The following is an 18296-nucleotide window of genomic DNA, read 5'->3' as shown; positions in this document are numbered from 1 at the left end:
TTATCCGAAAAGCAATCATGGCAAATATCGTTGATGGTGCGCACCGTACCTATGTTTACAATGATGATATAACTGCCGCTACATCAAACTGGCTGGCTATGATTTTAGGTGGTTCATTGATGAATATGGCGGCTGTATATGCAGACGGTCCTGAGACCGAAAATCTGGAACCATACTTTACAGGGGGACTGATAAAATATTACCGTTTCATTAATCGTGTTGTAGATCAGAAAGATGGTGCCTGGGGTGAAGGTTACGGTTATAACAGTTATTCATTCTCCAATATGGCTTATAGCCTTCCTTCTCTTGATAATGTATTTAAGATCGATCTTACAGCACCTTTGGTTGGGAGTTATAATGAGTTTATTTGGGGCGGACTTATAAAAGATAAGCTTTGGTTCGAATACGGTGATTCAGGAGGTGCAATGGGACCGGCAACATTCTGGAGTTTTCTGCTTGAAAAAAGGAGAGAACCACGTTTAAGCTGGTTTTATAATTACATGAAAACTCAGGAGAACTATGAGGATGTAATTTTCAATACAAAAAATATTCCTGAAGACAGTCCGTTTGATGAAAACCCTGTTAAAGTTTTCCGAGAAGTAGGTACTACTGTATTCAAAAGTGGTTGGGAAAAGGATGACTTTTCATTCGTTATGAGAACAGGAGCATTCTATAATCACCAGCATATCGATCAGGGAAGTATCTGGCTGGCAGATAAAGGAGTTTTGTTTATTGAAGAACGTCACCTTAAGAACTCCACCTATTATGATGATCCGATCTATCAGTCTAAACTGATTCAGCCGGTAGCACATTCCACTATTTTAATTGATGGAAATGAGCAAAGTCAGCGCACAGGAGATCATCTTTATCATGCACCAGGTTTTGATGATCATGCCTACATCGCGAATTTCCTTGATGGAAAAGATGCCGCATTTTCTTCAGGTAATATCGGGCGTGTTTATTTGGATAAGGTTAAAGATCTGAGCCGTAATGTATTGTTTATCAAGCCTCGTACTCTGTTAATGCTTGATACTGCGATTCCATCTGAAAAGGATGCAAAAGTAACCTTGCTTTATCAGACTGAACAACTTGAACATATAAAAGCAGGAAAAAATGTTTCTAATATAACCAAGGGCGGTGTTACGCTTAATTTCATGCATCTGGCTCCGAAAGTTGTAGAAACAGAGGCAGAAGAAACTCCGCATTATCTGTATACGCTGCAGCGCGTACGTCATTTGAATAAGGAAGGAATGTTAAAGGTGTCTGCCAGTACTACAAACCGTCAGCCGCTTGTTATGGCTAACCTAATCACAACTGATGGAAGTAATGGTGTTTCTGAAGTGATTACGGAAGAGGGTGATGGGTTTGTAAGTGGTGTGGCATCCGGTAAAAAGTTCGCTTTCAGCACGAAGCCTGGTAAAGTTTATCAAACTGCCGGAATAGAAACCGATGCGGCATCCATGACATGGAGTGCAGACAGGGATTTTGTAGCCCTGGCAACAAGTTTCAGTAATAAGAATGCTTCCAGAACCCTGAATTCATCAGAGATATTAACGTTTGAATGGTCGGCCGATGGTATTAAATATGCAGTTGGTAAAACATCCAAACTGAGTATATCAGCTCCATCAAAGCCTAAATCTGTTCTTTTGAATGGCAAGGCAACCCGTAATTTCAGCTATGATAATGGTAAAAAGCAGATCTCAATGGAAGTGCAGGCTGGAGAGGGAGTGATAAAGGTAAACTGATTTGAGTATTGAGTATTGAGTATTGAGTATTGAGTATTGAGTATTGAGTAGTGAGACTGAATCCTGGTTCATATAAGTATCAAGAACCAAGAATCAAGAATCAAGGCTGAATCCTGGTTCATTTGACTATTAGTTTTCAGACTTACGAATTTACCTGGGCATCATGAAAGTTAAATTCGTAAGTCGCTTGCTAATGTAAGAGTATTGAGTATTGAGACGAAACTTTGTTCACTTTAAATTTGTGCTCAAGGATCTTAACTAATACTATATCATTTGACAGTAACGATAAATCACAGACAACTGACAACAGACATCTGACAACTGATCAAAGAACCAAGACTGAATCCTGGTTCATTATACATTTGTGCTCATGGAAATTAACTAGTAGTAATTATTTGACAATAACGATAAATTACTAACCACAAACCAACCAAGAACTAACAAACTAATACATATGGAAGAATTCTCATTAATAGGCAAAGTAATCATAGTAACCGGAGGCACAGGTATTCTTGGCGATTCATTCATTAAAGGAATTGTCAAAGCCGGTGGTGCAGTGGGGATATTAGGCAGAAATAAAGATATTGCCAATGAGCGTGCGGATGCAATTAACAAAAGTGGTGGACGTGCGGTAGCTCTTATTGCTGATGCGATGGATGAGGCCCAACTGATTGATGCTAAAAATAAGGTTTTAGATACTTTTGGACGCATTGATGGCTTAGTGAATGGAGCCGGTGGTAATCAACCTCATGGGGTTCTGTTACCGGGTGATGATATATTTAAGATGAATCTGGATGGAATGAAACGGGTAATGGATCTGAATACCTGGGGAACTTTAATACCAACCCAGATCTTTGGTGAAGCGATGGTTAATTCTGTAGATAAGGGAAGTATTGTAAATATCTCATCCATGAATTCAAAGCGTGCTATAACGAGGGTTTTAGGATATAATATGGGTAAGGCAGCAGTCGATTGTTATAATCAATGGTTTGCAGTAGAATTAGCGAACCGTTATGGTGATCGTATCCGTATGAATGCACTGGCACCGGGCTTCTTTCTTACCGAACAAAACAGAAATTTACTGACTAACCCTGACGGAACCTTTACTGAGCGTGGTGAGAAGGTGATCAGAAATACTCCTTTTAAGAGGTTTGGTCATCCGGATGAGTTGCAGGGAGCATTGGTTTGGTTATTGAGCGATGCTTCTAAATTCGTAACAGGTTCAATGGTTTGTGTTGATGGTGGATTCTCAATCTTTGCCGGGGTTTAATGAGCACAAATCATAAAATAGATGGTTCCTGTTCAATGCAGCAGACCATGCGATGGTATGGACCAAATGATCCGGTAAGTCTGTGGGATATCCGTCAGGCGGGTTGTACCGGAATTGTATCGGCTTTACACCATATTCCAAATGGAGAGGTTTGGCCACTTGAAGACATCATAAAGAGACAAAGGGAGGTCGCTGATGTTGGTATGGTATGGAGTGTGGTTGAAAGTGTACCCGTGCATGAAAACATTAAAACCCAAACAGGTCCCTTTCTGAAATATATTGATCATTACAAACAAAGCATCAGGAATTTGTCTTCCTGTGGTATCAAGTGCATTACTTATAATTTCATGCCGGTTCTCGATTGGACCAGAACAGACCTGGCTTATACAATGGAAGATGGATCAAAAGCATTACGCTTTGAGAAAGCTGCATTCATTGCTTTTGATCTGTTTATTCTAAAGCGTCCTGGTGCTGACTCTGATTATACTGACGAAGAAATTGTTCGTGCCAAAATTCGTTTTAGCGGAATGAAGGATGATGAGAAACATCTTCTGACGAGAAATATAATTGCTGGTCTGCCCGGCAGTGAGGAGAGTTTTACGATTGAGCAATTCCAACAAGCTTTGGATAAGTATAATGGCATTGATGCTGATCGGCTTCGCCAGAATTTAATCTATTTTTTAAGTGAAATCATTCCCGTTGCACATGAGTGTGGCGTAAATATGGTCATTCATCCCGATGATCCCCCTTATGGGATACTTGGCCTACCAAGGGTTGTCAGCACCGCTGATGACATTAAAGCCTTGATCACCGCAATTCCTTCCTTGTCTAACGGACTCTGTTTTTGCACCGGCTCGTTTGGTGTCAGGGCAGATAATGATTTAGCAGCAATGGTTGAGCAATTTGCGGATCGGATCAATTTTATCCATTTAAGAAGTACTCGTCGTAATGAATGGGGTGATTTTTATGAGGATAATCACCTTGATGGGGATGTAGATATGTATTCCGTTATAAAGCAGCTGGTAAAGATATCTCACTCCAGAAACATATCAATTCCAATGCGTCCCGACCACGGACACCAGATGCTTGATGACCTGAATAAGAAAACTAATCCGGGGTATTCGGCAATTGGCCGCCTTAGAGGATTGGCGGAATTGAGGGGACTGGAGTATGGGATTATTAGAAATGAGATGTGAGATACGAGATATGAGAAATGAGATTTGAGATTCACTCTCATTTCTCATTTTCCTGCCAGATAGCTTTCGGGTCCCTATTTCCCATTCCCAGTTCCCTATTTCCCACCCGATACCTTAGATTTCCTCAACATTCCCGGTACTTTGTTCCTGAATCTTTTTATATCTTAGAATTCAAAACAACAGATTAATTCATGGGAAGCAATTAAAGGGCTGTTTATATATGGATGACAATACTTCAGCTACAAACATTTGGAATGTAGATTCAAAAGAGTTTGAAGTAGTATTCAAGGCTCATTTCGTAAAGCTTACACTTTATGCGAATAAGTTTATAAATGATATTGATATTTCAAAAGAAATTGCTTCTGATTCATTGACTTCTCTTTGGGAGAAACGCGGCACATTATCAATTACTACCTCAATTACAGCATATTTATATAAAATGGTTCAGAATAAATGCATGAATCATATTAAGCACCAGCGTATTGAAAACGAATATGTGGATTATATGATCAGAAATAAGCTTCTCGATGAAATCCCGGGGCATGATACAAATCCATATTATGAAAAGGAACTTGCTGAACAGATCAGGCAAGCAATAGATACCCTTCCAGAGAAGTGCAAACTGGTATTTGAAATGAGCCGTTTTGAATACCTTAAGAACAAAGAAATCGCCGAAAGATTAAATATTTCCCAAAATACGGTGGAGCGTCATATCACTATCGCGCTAGAGAAGCTTAGGAAAAGTCTGGGATATACGATTGGAATTATCCTTTCCCTGATCATGCAATGAATACTTATCTATTTCTGAAAATCTCAGAATTCAGATGGATAATAAAAAACTTAACAGAAACTTAATGTGTATTGGGGGTATAGATGTAATTAGTTGTCTTTAAATCAAGAAGCATGAAAGAAATAGACAAAGTTTTAATAACAAAGTATGTAACCAGGCAAGCCAACGAAGAAGAGATTGCCATGGCAAAACATATAATTGGCAGTAGTAAGGTTCATGAAGAGTTTTATTTGCAGATATATGAAACCTGGCAAAGGTCTATTTATTATAAGATTGGTTTTATAGATTCGGAGGAAGCTTATTCAGAGTTTCTAAGAAAGGCAATTCATAAGAACCCGGGAAATGGCAGTTTGAGCCTTATCAACCTGAGAAATCTATCAATTGCTGCAATATTATTGATTTTTTGCGCCTTTGCCATTTATTTTAATAGTAGTGTCTTTTTAAATTATAAACAAGGCTCTGAATTAACATTTACGGAAATTAAAGTGCCTAAGGGAATTGTTCGAAAACTTGTATTGCCAGATGGAACAAAGGTTTCTGTAAATGCCGGAAGTATAATTAAATACAATAATGATTTTGGTAAAACTTCCAGAGCTGTTTATTTGAATGGGGAGGCCTATTTTGATATCGCGAAGGGGGATGTTCCATTTATTGTTAATACTGATAATTATACCATACGGGATATCGGTACAGTCTTTAATGTCAAAGCTTATTCTGATGATCTTTCATTTGAAACTATGGTAATTGAAGGTGAAGTTCAGATTGAAGGTAAGTTAAATATTGATTCAGATAATGCTCAAAAGGTTTCTGTAAAGAAGCAGCAGGTTTTTAAGCTAAATTATGCATCAGATGATAAAGTTGAAAACCTTTCAGATATTCAATTATCGGATATTGTTGAGGTTAAAGTCCAGAAACTAAGTCCCTCTCAATTGGAAGAATATACTGGCTGGACAGAAGATCTATTAGTTTTTGATGGAAAATCATTTCAGGAAATAATAAAAATTATTGAACGTAGGTATGATGTTGAGATTGTTTTAGAGGATACAAATCTTAAGAATTATGAATATTCAGGTAGTTTTAGAAATATCAACGATGTTGAAAAGGCATTAAAAATTATGAAAGAAACCACTGATCTGGACTATGAAAAAAACGGTCGGGTAATAACCATTCGCCATAGTGATAACTTAAAAGATAAAGGCCTATGAAATAAGGAAAAAGTCAGCAAAAAAATAACCGGAAGTGCGCTAACACTCCCGGCAATTAAATTAATAGCTAATACCCAACGCTTTGGGAAGCCAGTATTAACTAACAACAAAACAAAATTATGAAAATTCTTTATCAAAATGCAGAATTCGTCTACCTATTGCGACGAAAAACCATCCGGGCTATGAAATTAATAGCAATTTTTACTTTAGCAGCAATTTTTCAGCTTCGTGCCGAAGTACATTCTCAGTCATTCAATTTTAATGAAACGAATACTACTGTTAAACAAATGTTTAAACAGATAGAAAAAAATAGTAAGTATTCTATTTTTTATCGTTTGGACCAGGTTGATCTTAATCGGAAAGTAAATGTAGTTAGCGTTGATGGATCCATACAAAATGTAATGGGACAAGTTCTCAAAAATCAGCCTTTAACATTTGAGGTTGTTGAACAGGTAATTGTAATTAAACTTATTGACGATCAGGAAACTGATTTAAAAGATATTATTAAAGGTCAGGTTAAAGACTCGCAGGGACAAACCCTACCAGGAGTAAGTGTCCGTGTTAAAGGAACAAACATAGGAGTAACAACTGATGCCCAGGGTAATTTTAACCTGAATAGTCCTGAAAATGGTGTGTTGGTTTTTAGTTATATTGGATATATTTCTCAGGAAGTTACAGTAAATGGGAGAAGTGTCATTAACATTGTCTTACTTGAAGATCAGCAGGTTTTAGGCGAAGTTGTTGTAACAGCCCTGGGAATCGAAAGAGAATCCAAGACATTAACTTATTCAGCTCAGACAATAAAATCTGATAAAATGAATGAGGCCAAAGAAACCAATTTGATTAATTCATTACAGGGGAAAATTGCCGGAGTAACGATAACCAGAAATGCAACAGGCCCAGGTAGTTCATCAAAAGTGCTTTTACGTGGTAGTAGATCGATCGGTGGAAATAATCAGCCTTTGTATGTTATTGATGGGGTACCAATGGATAACTCAACAAGATCACAGGGTGGAGGTACAGCTGGTGGCCGGGATGGTGGGGATGGTATAGGAATGATAAACAGTGACGATGTTGAATCAATGACTATTTTGAAAGGAGCATCAGCTGCTGCTTTATATGGTAGTCTGGGACAGAATGGTGCCATTGTAATTACTACCAAAAGGGCAAAGGCAGGAAAGATGTCAATAGATTACACAGGTAACAGTACATTCGATCAGCCTAATATTCTCCCTGAATTTCAATACCAATTTGGACAAGGTTCCGGAGGAGCTTATGCAGCGGGATCTGAAACCAGTTGGGGTCCAAAGATTACTGGTCAGCAGGTGACTTTATGGAATGGTAAAACTGTTTCAATGGAAGGTCAGGAGAATAGGATGAAAGATTTCTTTAGAACAGCAGGTACATATACAAATACATTAAGCTTTACTGGTGGGGGCGAAAAAATGCAATCATATTTTTCATATGGTAATACAATGGCCCAGGGTATATTGAGAAATCATGACTATAACAGACATAATTTTGATTTTAAAATTGACAATAATGTATCTTCAAAACTGTCATTTTTTACAAAATTAAGTTATATCAATGAGGATGTTGATAATAAGCCCTATCTGAATGAGAGGATAGATGTAGTCTCAAGAATCTATCGTGCCCCTGTCAGCATCCCATTAAGTCAGATGCAGGATTATGAGTATTTTGATGCAGTTGGAAACAGAAAACAAAGCTATTGGAAGCCTGGTTCAGTGTTTTTGTCTAATCCATATTGGGCATTAAACAGACACTTATTTTTCGAGACAAAGGATAGATTACTCGGTTTATTTTCTGCAAAATATAAATTTACCAGCTGGCTTGATTTGCAGGTAAGAGGAAGCATTGATAAAACTTTCCAAAAAACAGATGATAGAATGTATGAAGATTCTTATCATAGTGCCGGACAGGGAGCTGTCTATGCACTTACAAAATTGGAGAGCCACTCAACCAACATCGATGCACTCTTATCTTTTAAGCGTGATTTATCTAGGGATTTTGATATAAATGGTTATTTGGGTGCCTCAATTCAACAAAGTAAGTTTGAAGGCCTTAATACGAATGCCAATGGGTTATTTCGTCAGGACTTCTTTTTTATTCAGAATGCTAAGAATCCAAAAGGCAATAATTATTTTGGCAGATCTCCACAAGTTCAGTCATTGTATGCCACCACCACACTGGGATATAAGGACTATTTGTTTATGGATTTGACTGGCAGAAATGATTGGTCTTCCGCACTTCCTAAAGCTAATCAGTCTTATTTCTATCCATCTGTTGGTTTAACCGCAATAGTAACAGATATGATTGATTTGCCAAAATGGATTTCTTATGGAAAGGCCAGATTAACTCTAGCAAATGCAGGTTACGGAGGAACACAATATCTGGACAGAAACTATTTTGATGTTGCTCCCGGGGGTGTTATTAGGACACCTCAAACACGATCTTTAGGTGATTATAAGCCGGAATTAACAAGCTCCTTTGAAGCAGGTTTGGATTGGAGATTTTTTGACGGCAGATTTGGTGTAGACGCAACATATTATGTAACCAAAACCAAAAACCAATTATTAGCAGTAGCAACACCTTATGCCTCTTTATTTGTAAATCAATACATCAATGCCGGCTTAATAGAAAATAAGGGAGTTGAATTGACAATTTCAGGTTCACCTATTCGCAAGGATAAATTTTCATGGGATCTGAACCTGAACTTTGCAGACAATAATAATAAGATTATCAGGTTGACCGAAGCCTTAAGAGAGGCAATTTTGATTGATGACAGACAAGTTATGATCAAGGCAGCTGAAGGTGGTAGCTATGGTGATATGTACATGGTGAACTGGGCAAAAGATAGTCAGGGCAGAAGACTTGTAGATGATAATGGGAGAATTATTCTAACTCCGAAGAATTCATACGTTGGGAACTATAATCCTAATTATATGGTGGGTTTAAACAATAATTTTTCCTTCAATAATTTTGGACTAAGTTTCCTGATTGATTATAGGAATGGTGGAACAGTAATATCAGGTACACAGGCGATTATCGATGCCGATGGCCATTCAAAAAGATCTTTGGAGGGCAGAGAATCTGGCCTAGTGCTGGATGCCTATACCCAAGCCGGAGTAAAAAATACTAAAAGTATCTCTGCTGAAACATATTGGGCATCTGTGGGTAACTGGACTCCTGTAGGGGATTTATATGCTTATTCAGGCACTAATCTGAGATTGAGAGAGGTGGTTTTTGGGTATAATTTTCCTAAAACTATTATGAGTAAAACAGGATTTATCCAGGGAGCAAAACTCTCCTTGGTAGGAAGAAACTTGTTCTTTTTCCAAAGATATGCACCTTTTGATCCTGAAATGGCAACAGGAACCGGTAATACTGGTGGTGTAGAATATGCATCCTTGCCAAGTACCCGAAATATTGGTTTGAACTTGAAATTGTCATTCTGATAATTTATTCGAATTAAACGTTTAATGTGTTTATTCTGAATGCATTATTCATTTAAATTATGAACTTATAAACATTTTATAAAATGAAATTTAACATAACAAGGGTCAGAGGAATATCATTCTTATTAGCGTGTACGCTAATTCTGGCGAGCTGTACTAAAAATTTTGAGGAGATTAATACCAATCCGGTTAGATTAAGTGAATTAACTCCCTTAGATACCCGTAGTTTATTTCCTGGGGCTGTTATTGCAGGAGTAAATAGTGATGGATATATTATTACCACTGCATTATTTGCTGGTGTATATTCGCAGCATTTCGCTTCTACTCAACCTGCCCATATGTCGCACCGTTACCTTATTGTACAAGGGTGGGTGTTTTTACAATGGCTAAATACCTATGTATCAGCAATGCCAGCTTTGGTGAATATTATTGAACAAAGTAAGGGTAAAGATCCAACACTTAATGCAATTGCCAGAATTTGGAAAGTTTATGTACTACACAGAACAACAGATTACTGGGGTCCAATACCCTATTCAAAAATTGGAGATAAAGGAACAACTATTAGCTATGATTCTCAAAAGGATGTCTATTTTGATTTCTTTAAAGAGCTTGATGAAGCATCAAAAGATCTGCAGAATAATATCAATGTTACTTCATTTGCCGACAAGGATTTAATATATAACGGTGATAATAACAAATGGCTGAAATTTGCTAATACCTTGCGTCTTCGTCTTGCATTAAGGATTTCAAAAGTTGAACCTGCCAAAGCAAAAGAGGAAGCTGAAAAGGCTGTTGCTGCAGGGGTAATGCTAAGTAATGCTGATGATGCCTTTATGAAAGTATCCGCCAATGTTAATAACGGTTTTAATTTACAATCAGGATGGAATGAGTCAAGAATGAGTTCTGTTTTTGAAAGTTTGTTCAAAGGCTGGAATGATCCAAGAATGAGCAAATATTTTAAACCTGCAGTTACAGACGGACAGTATCGTAGTGTTCGAAGCGGAATGTCGCAGGCACAACAAAATATTCCTGCAAATAGCTTTGACAACAGTTCGGATGTAAGTACAAGACTTGCACCAATAAATATGAATACAACCCCACAATCAATTATTTATGCTGCTGAGGCATACTTGCTGCGTGCTGAAGGAGCTGTAAATGGATGGAATATGGGTGGAACTGCCAAGGATCTGTATGAAAAAGGAATTGAAATGTCTATGAGATCCTGGGATATTACAGACCAAACGGTCATCAATAATTATATTAATGGAACAAGTCTTCCAATTGCTCCCGGAGGTTATTTTAATACTCCTGCCTTGACTGATATACCTGTTAAGTTTGCTGCTGATCCTGAAAAGCAGAGAGAGCAAATTCTTACACAAAAATGGATTGCTGTCTTCCCAGAATCACATGAGGCATGGGCTGAAGTAAGGCGTTCAGGTTATCCTAAAACCTACCCGCTGATTAATTCTGATAACCCCGATGTTCCAAAAGAAAAAATGATCAGACGAATCACCTTCCTTGATATTGAAAGGAATAGTAATGGTCCGGCGGTGACAGCAGCAGAAGCTTTACTCGGTGGACCTGATAAAGCAAGTACACAATTATGGTGGGATAAGAATCCATTTTAAGAGTTGATTTAATCCTTATAAAAGATAATGGCCATCGGTTTCTAAAGATGCGCCCTTAATTGATACTATTCATTTTTAATAGGATTTGATAATAATAGAGGCAAAAGGATTTAGCTGAACCGGGCCTCTATTATTACAACTTCAATAGCATCTGCATCTGCCTATGTTTATTCGCTTGCTTGCATTTCTCTTTTTAGTTGCAATATCAGTTAATGATGTTTTTGCACAGGATTTACGCTCCTTTAAAATATTTCAATTTCCTCCAGACAGGATTCCGGTAATAGATGGTAAAGTGAACGATTGGAGTATTGTTGGAGATGAATATTCTATTGGAATGGATAATTTGTTTGATGACCGGATTGATAGCAACAGACATCTCCATAATAACCCAAATAATCTCGATGTAAAAGTAAAGGTCGCCTGGGTAAAAGGAATGAATCGCCTATATTTTCTCTATGAAGCTTATGATGATTATTGGGATTTTTCCTTAACCGATTTACATAATGACATTTTTGAAGTCGTTGTGGATGGCGACCAGTCGGGAGGGCCATTTATTAGCCCTTTTCATCCAAATAAGAGCCTGAATCCTATGGATGCATATTTTTCCTTTCATGGGGTTCATGCACAAAACTACCACATATTTACACCTGCTGTTGGGAAAGAATGGGCATTGGTTTGGGGAAGTCAGCCTTGGATTAAAGATTTACCTTATGCCAACGCAGCTTATGATTTTAACTTTAAACCCGGTGAATCAGGCAAACTTACACTCGAATTCTGGATTACTCCTTTTGATTATGCAGGATCAGAAGGGCCTGCCCGTGCTGTTGAAACAATTTTGACTGAAAACAAAAATATTGGTCTTAGTTGGGCTATTATTGATTATGATGATGTAAACAAAAGAGACGGACTCAACAATGGATTCTGGAATCTAAGTAAGGAAAGGACTATGTATGGCGATGCAAACTATTTATTACCGTTCAGATTAATGCCACTTGAACCTAAATATTTAAAATCCATTGACGCACAATGGTCATTTTTAGTGACAGATATGAACAGAAGAATGGTGGTGTTTACAGATAGATCAATTGGGGAAATCACATCATGGAACTGGGATTTTGGAGATGGTACAACGTCATCAGAACAACACCCCGTACATAGCTATTCCAAACCCGGTCAATATATTGTGACTTTATGGATTGAAGGTCCGACAGGGAAATCGAGAATGTCCAAAGTTTGGGATGTCAGCCTGAAATAATCACAATTATTAAACCATGAATCGAAGAGACATACTCCGCTATTTATCGATCACCCCAATTATTGGGGAGATATTGAGTCCATGAATTGCCGAAAAGTCTTTTACCAGAAAAGTATATTCTGGTTGAAACTTTTTTCGAGATTCAATTGAAGTTATGCCGGGTAATTATTATGGAGTTAATATTATTACAAATTTGATGCAAAATGGTCAGGAAGAAATCGTTGGAAGACAACTTGTGGTAGAGCTTGTCCTGGCTTTAGTTTAGGAATTTAATCCTTTGTTTAATCATCAGTAAGCCGATCATTAAGAATATAAAAACCCCTGTCATGTTTAGACTTTTCTCATTTTTGTTTTTTTCGATGATGTTGATATCCTGCAAGGATAAAAAACCGGTATTGTTCAGCCTAATGGATCATTCAGATACAGGTATAGATTTCCGGAATAATCTTCAACCTAGCACCGAGATTGATATCATGAAATATACATACTTCTACAATGGAGGTGGTGTGGCAATCGGAGATATTAATAATGATGGGTTGCAGGATGTTTTCTTTACAGGTAACATGGTTAAAAATCGTTTGTATCTGAATAAAGGCAATTTTGAATTTGAGAATATCACCCAAAGCAGCAATGTAACTATGAAGCAGGGCTGGAGTACCGGAGTAACTATGGTGGATATTAATAATGATGGATTTCTTGATATCTATATTTGCCAATCAGCTGATTATTCGCCAGAAAGAAGGGAAAATCTACTTTATATAAACAACGGTGATTTAACATTTACGGAGCAGGCTGAACAATATGGTTTGGCTGATCAAGGTTATTCGACACAGGCCTCTTTTTTTGATTATGATAAGGACGGTGATCTTGACATGTTTCTTATAAATCATTCATTACAACAATACACTACCGGAGCACAGGAGAATCCTGAGGTGAGAAAAATTAAGAACCCGGATTTTGCCAGCAAACTCTACCGGAATGATAATGGTCGATTTACGGATGTTAGTGAAGAAGCAGGCATTACCTCTAACGTTCTAACTTTTGGATTAGGGCTGGCCATTTCTGATGTAAATAATGATAATTGGCCTGACATATATGTATCAAATGATTTTAATGAACCTGATTATTTATTTATAAATAACAAAAATGGAACATTTACAGATCAGATGAAGGAAAGTCTTGATCAAATTTCACTGTATTCTATGGGTTCCGATATTGCCGATTATAACAATGATGGCTTAACGGATATATATACTCTGGATATGCTTCCAGAGGATAATAAAATTCAAAAGATGCATGCTGGACCTGAAAATTTTGATAAGGTTCAGTTTCTGTACAAAAAAGGATTTCATTATCAAATGAGCAGAAATATGCTTCATAAAAATAATGGAGATGGTACTTTTTCTGAAATAGGGCAACTGGCCGGAGTATCAAATACCGATTGGAGTTGGTCAGGATTATTTTCTGATTTTGATAACGATGGATTAAAGGATCTCCTGGTAACTAATGGCTATGTTAAAGATTATAATGACATGGACTTTATAAAATACACCATGAATAATGCACTAAAAATGGCAAATCTGGGCAGAGATGCAATGGTAGCTGATTTTATTGAAAAGATGCCAACGATCATTATCCCGAATTATATATACAGAAATAAAGGGAAGGATAGTTTTGAAAAGAAAACAAATGATTGGGGTTTAAATCACCCTGCAATTTCTACCGGTGCTGCCTATGCAGATCTGGACAATGATGGTGACATGGACCTGATCATTAATAATATAAATTCATATGCTCAGGTTTATAAAAATAATAGAGAGCAATTGCCGGATAACAATTATCTCAAAATAAAATTAAACGGTACCTCTGGAAATAGTGCTGCTAACGGATCTAAAATTACTCTGTTTTGTAAAAATGATCAATATTTTCAGGAACAAATGCCTGTTCGTGGCTTTCAGTCATCAGTTGATCCCGTTTTGAACTTTGGGCTAGGTAAGCACACTAAAATAGATTCCATAAGGATTGTTTGGCCGGATGATAAAGTATCAACTTCTATAAATGTAAAGGCAAATCAGTTACTTAATTTGTCAATGACTGGATCCGACTCTAAACTAGAATACAAAGCTCCAATTAATCCTGAACCCATTTTTACTGCTCCAGTTTCTCTTGGTTTTATACATAAAGAAAATTATTTCCGCGATTTCACACAACAAAGTTTGCTATTGAATTTTTTATCAAGGGAAGGTCCATGCATGGCAAAAGGAGATGTAAATAGAGATGGCAGGGATGATTTGTTCATTGGAGGAGCATCAGGTCAGGCAGGTGGGATATTGCTTAGTACTAAAACCGGTGAATATAGACTGCTTAACATTGAAGCATTTAAAAAGGATGCAATGCATGAAGATACCGCTGCAGAATTTCTGGATATAGATGGAGATGGCGATCTTGATTTGTATGTTGCAAGTGGTGGTTATGAATTTGGATCGGATAGTCCATTGCTTCAAGATCGGATTTATATCAATGATGGTAAGGGTAATTTCTCAAGGAAAACTACCGGCCTTCCCCAAATGCTAATCAGTACCGGCACAATCAGATCATCTGATATAGATGGTGATGGTGATCTGGATTTATTTATAGGAGGCAGGGTTGTGCCCGGCATGTATCCAAGTACACCGGAGAGTAAAATATTGAAGAATGACGGGAAGGGAAATTTTTCTGATGGAACTGATAATATTGCCCCTGAAATAAAATATGCAGGAATGGTAACTGATGCTGTTTGGATTGATGTCAATCAGGATAATGTAAATGATTTGATTGTCGTGGGTGAATGGATGCCAATCCGTGTATTCTTAAATCAAAAAGGTAAGTTGGTTGACAAATCATCCGATTTTATCAAGTTTGGATCTTCAGGCTGGTGGAACAGTATTTATGCAGATGATATGGATGGAGATGGCGACAAGGATATAATAATTGGGAATCTGGGTTTAAATGCACAATTCAGGGCTTCTGAAAAGGAACCATTAAGTCTATATTATAAAGACTTTGATTCCAATGGTTCGATTGATCCGATCTTTTGCTATTATATTGATGGTGTTTCCTATCCGGCAGCTTCAAGAGATGATTTGACCGAACAACTTCCGTTTCTGAAGAATAAATTTCTGTTTTATAAAACCTATTCCACAGCTAAAATCAGTGATTTGTTTAATCCAGAAGAGTTAAAGGGAGTTTCATTGCTGTCAGCAGACTTTCTAAAAACTGTTTATCTGGAAAATAGGGGCAAGGAAGGCTTAAAACTAATCGAACTCCCTATTGAGGCCCAATTCTCTCCTGTATATGGAATTCGTTCCATGGATGTAAATAATGACAATAAGAAAGATATTGTTTTAGGAGGAAATAATATTTGGACGAGAGTAAAATTCGGACAATATACCGCTAATCATGGAATGGTTTTTCTAGGCGATGGTAAAGGCAGATTTAAATATATGCCTCAAAAAGAGAGTGGGCTTAAAATCCGGGGTAATGTCCGATCAATGGAAATTTTGTCAACAGGAAACTCAAAGTCATTAGTCTTTGGCTTAAATGATTCGGAAACAAAATTAGTTAAACTTAGGTAGTCATATGTCTGAAACTCATCAGACCTTATTGTGATTTTAACACATGTTTATGGAAATTCAAAATAGTTCTTCAGCTAAGCAGAATTCGTTATCGTCTCAAAAAAATAAATATGAGTATGAAAATTCACTAATTGAAATACCTTCTAAATTAGGGATAGAATCTGATTTACAGCAACCAGGGATTGAAGCACCAATCAGGAGACGGAGATTCTTAGGTCTGGGATTTTTAGGTTTAACCGGTCTTTCACTTTCATCATTATCCTCTTTCGCAAGAAACTCTGAGAATCGGGTAGTTAAAAGTATCGCCAAATTGGTATTAAGTACCAAGGAAGAAAGCTATTGGGATCGAACTGATCGTTTTGAAGAGAAAATGAAATTAATGCAATCAGCCTGGGAGCGTAAAGATTTTAAATTGGTACGGTCTCTGACAAATTCTTTAAGAATAACAGGTATTCAGGCGCAGATAGAAGAAGAGGATCCCGGAATGCCTCTATCCGGCTCATCTAATTTTGAAGAAGTTGATTCCCTTCCATTAAATTGGAAGGCCTGGGCAAGTGGGTGGAAGTATTTTAAAGTATTGGAAATAAAAGAATTAATCACAATAGATAGAAAGGCTGAGCCGGTAGAAGTACTATTAGCTTTTTCAGCAAGTCAAATTAATTCACCCTTCAGGGAAATTAGAGTTGCGAGTATTGATAACGGGATATTAAGGGAAGTAACTTCACAGGTCTATGATGTCATCCGTCGTAAAGGAGAATGGTTTTGTAAACTGCTTTTTCTTGCGGACTGTCTTGCAGATAAAAGTAAAACTTTCTTGATTTTTTTTGGAAATCCTGATGCAGAATTACCAAAATACTTAACTGATCTGAGTACAAAAGGTGAAGGTGTTGGATTGACTATAGAAAATAATGTTTACAAGGCGATTCTTTCTGGTCAGAGTGGTCAGTTGGAGCGTATGACTGTAAAACACGGACACGGAATTGAACTTTATGCAGGTGGTGAAGCACATGGTGAGTTACCTGGAATTGATTGGGCACATGATTATGTTTCGGAAGGCTTTTATCAGAAATTCAGAATTACGTTGTGGGATGAGTGTCCGGATTATGAAATCGTCAGGGGGCCAATATGCACTATTGTACGTCGATGGGGTTTCCCTTACTCACCTATTCATCCGGTGTTTTCTCCAAGCCGACTTAACATGGACATTGAATACCGTTTTTATGCCAGCTTACCTTATTTTCATAAGTTCGGTCGGATGACTTCGGTCAAGGATTTTGAGCTGGTTTATGCCCGTGACGATGAATGGGTATTTACCGGACAGCCATTCACTGATACTTTATGGATGGGTCCCGATGGTAAATTGAAAATTGGTAAGGTTGATCCGAATTTTAAAGATAATCTGTGGGGAGTAGGATTCTTTAATAAAGATACCAAAGATTCATTCATAGGTTTGTTTCTGGAACATTATGCTGATGGATTACCAGAATTGGTGCATTCAGGAACTCCGGAGGCTCATTATGATTGGGCGCTTCAGTTATGGAGTCGTTCTCCTTTACCAGTCAAGAAATTGCCGGCAGGTACTGTACTGCATGAAAAGAATGCCTATTTATCAGTCCCTTTTACTTATGAAGATGGGCCAGGTATGATAGAAGAATTAAGACGTAAATTAATGAAACCTTTGTTTGTTTCAATTGGAAAATTAGATAAGGAATTAGTACATGTTTCTCCGGGGAAGTTGGCACGCCCCGGCGAGGCTGGTGATAGTCCGGTCTCTAAAAAAGTAATATGGGATGCTTTGCAAAATTGTAAAGATTATGAATTATACAAGGCTGATATTAGTATTGTTGATCTTGGTTTGGTATATGATATAAGTGTTCAGGGGGATTTAGTTAAAATCGTTCTTGCTATGCCACACCGAGGCCGGCCGCTAGGTGGCTTTTTTACGCATGTCACCAGTCCTATTGATCCGAAAATATTTAATACCATTCCAGATGTATTATTGAAAGTCCCGGGGGTACGTGATGTGGTTATGGAACAGACCTGGTATCCGGCCTGGAGCTCTAATCTGCTAACAGAAACTGGGCGCAGAAAGTTGAACCTATAAATTAACTAAATAA

The 18296-nt window shown here is 37.5% G+C and carries 10 protein-coding genes; all 10 read left to right on the top strand.

Going from position 1 to position 18296, the window contains the following annotated elements:
- The coding region (locus Q8S11_RS11960; protein WP_305662340.1) for a heparinase II/III family protein at positions 1-1745 on the top strand (1745 nt) is incomplete at its 5' end.
- 454 nt (positions 1746-2199) lie between these two features.
- Entirely contained in the window at positions 2200-3015 is an 816-nt protein-coding gene (locus Q8S11_RS11955; protein ID WP_305662339.1) for an SDR family oxidoreductase, read from the top strand.
- Positions 3015-4211, top strand: coding sequence for a mannonate dehydratase (uxuA, locus tag Q8S11_RS11950; RefSeq protein WP_305662338.1), 1197 nt, complete (start codon positions 3015-3017; stop codon positions 4209-4211). Before Q8S11_RS11955 ends, uxuA begins: the two co-directional genes overlap by 1 nt.
- A 220-nt stretch (positions 4212-4431) precedes the next feature.
- Positions 4432-5001, top strand: coding sequence for an RNA polymerase sigma-70 factor (locus Q8S11_RS11945; protein WP_305662337.1), 570 nt, complete (start codon positions 4432-4434; stop codon positions 4999-5001).
- Positions 5002-5114: 113 nt separating this feature from the next.
- Positions 5115-6206 carry a FecR family protein gene (locus Q8S11_RS11940; protein ID WP_305662336.1) on the top strand — a complete coding sequence of 364 codons (1092 nt, stop codon included), beginning with the start codon at positions 5115-5117 and terminating at the stop codon, positions 6204-6206.
- A gap of 119 nt (positions 6207-6325) precedes the next feature.
- The gene (locus tag Q8S11_RS11935; RefSeq protein WP_305662335.1) at positions 6326-9682 is read left to right on the top strand and encodes a SusC/RagA family TonB-linked outer membrane protein; all 3357 of its coding nucleotides are present in this window, start codon (positions 6326-6328) and stop codon (positions 9680-9682) included.
- A gap of 83 nt (positions 9683-9765) precedes the next feature.
- Complete coding sequence (locus tag Q8S11_RS11930) at positions 9766-11310, top strand: SusD/RagB family nutrient-binding outer membrane lipoprotein (RefSeq protein WP_305662334.1); 1545 nt, start codon at positions 9766-9768, stop codon at positions 11308-11310.
- 163 nt (positions 11311-11473) lie between these two features.
- On the top strand, positions 11474-12565 hold the full coding sequence (locus Q8S11_RS11925; RefSeq protein WP_305662333.1) for a PKD domain-containing protein: 1092 nt from the start codon (positions 11474-11476) through the stop codon (positions 12563-12565).
- Between the two features lie 326 nt (positions 12566-12891).
- Positions 12892-16179, top strand: coding sequence for a CRTAC1 family protein (locus Q8S11_RS11920; RefSeq protein ID WP_305662332.1), 3288 nt, complete (start codon positions 12892-12894; stop codon positions 16177-16179).
- Between the two features lie 49 nt (positions 16180-16228).
- Positions 16229-18283, top strand: coding sequence for a metal-sulfur cluster assembly factor (locus tag Q8S11_RS11915; RefSeq protein WP_305662331.1), 2055 nt, complete (start codon positions 16229-16231; stop codon positions 18281-18283).
- Positions 18284-18296: the final 13 nt, after the last annotated feature.

Source organism: Daejeonella sp. (genome assembly GCF_030695525.1).
Classification (GTDB): Bacteria; Bacteroidota; Bacteroidia; order Sphingobacteriales; family Sphingobacteriaceae; genus Daejeonella.
This window is presented reverse-complemented; position numbering and strand designations above follow the sequence as displayed.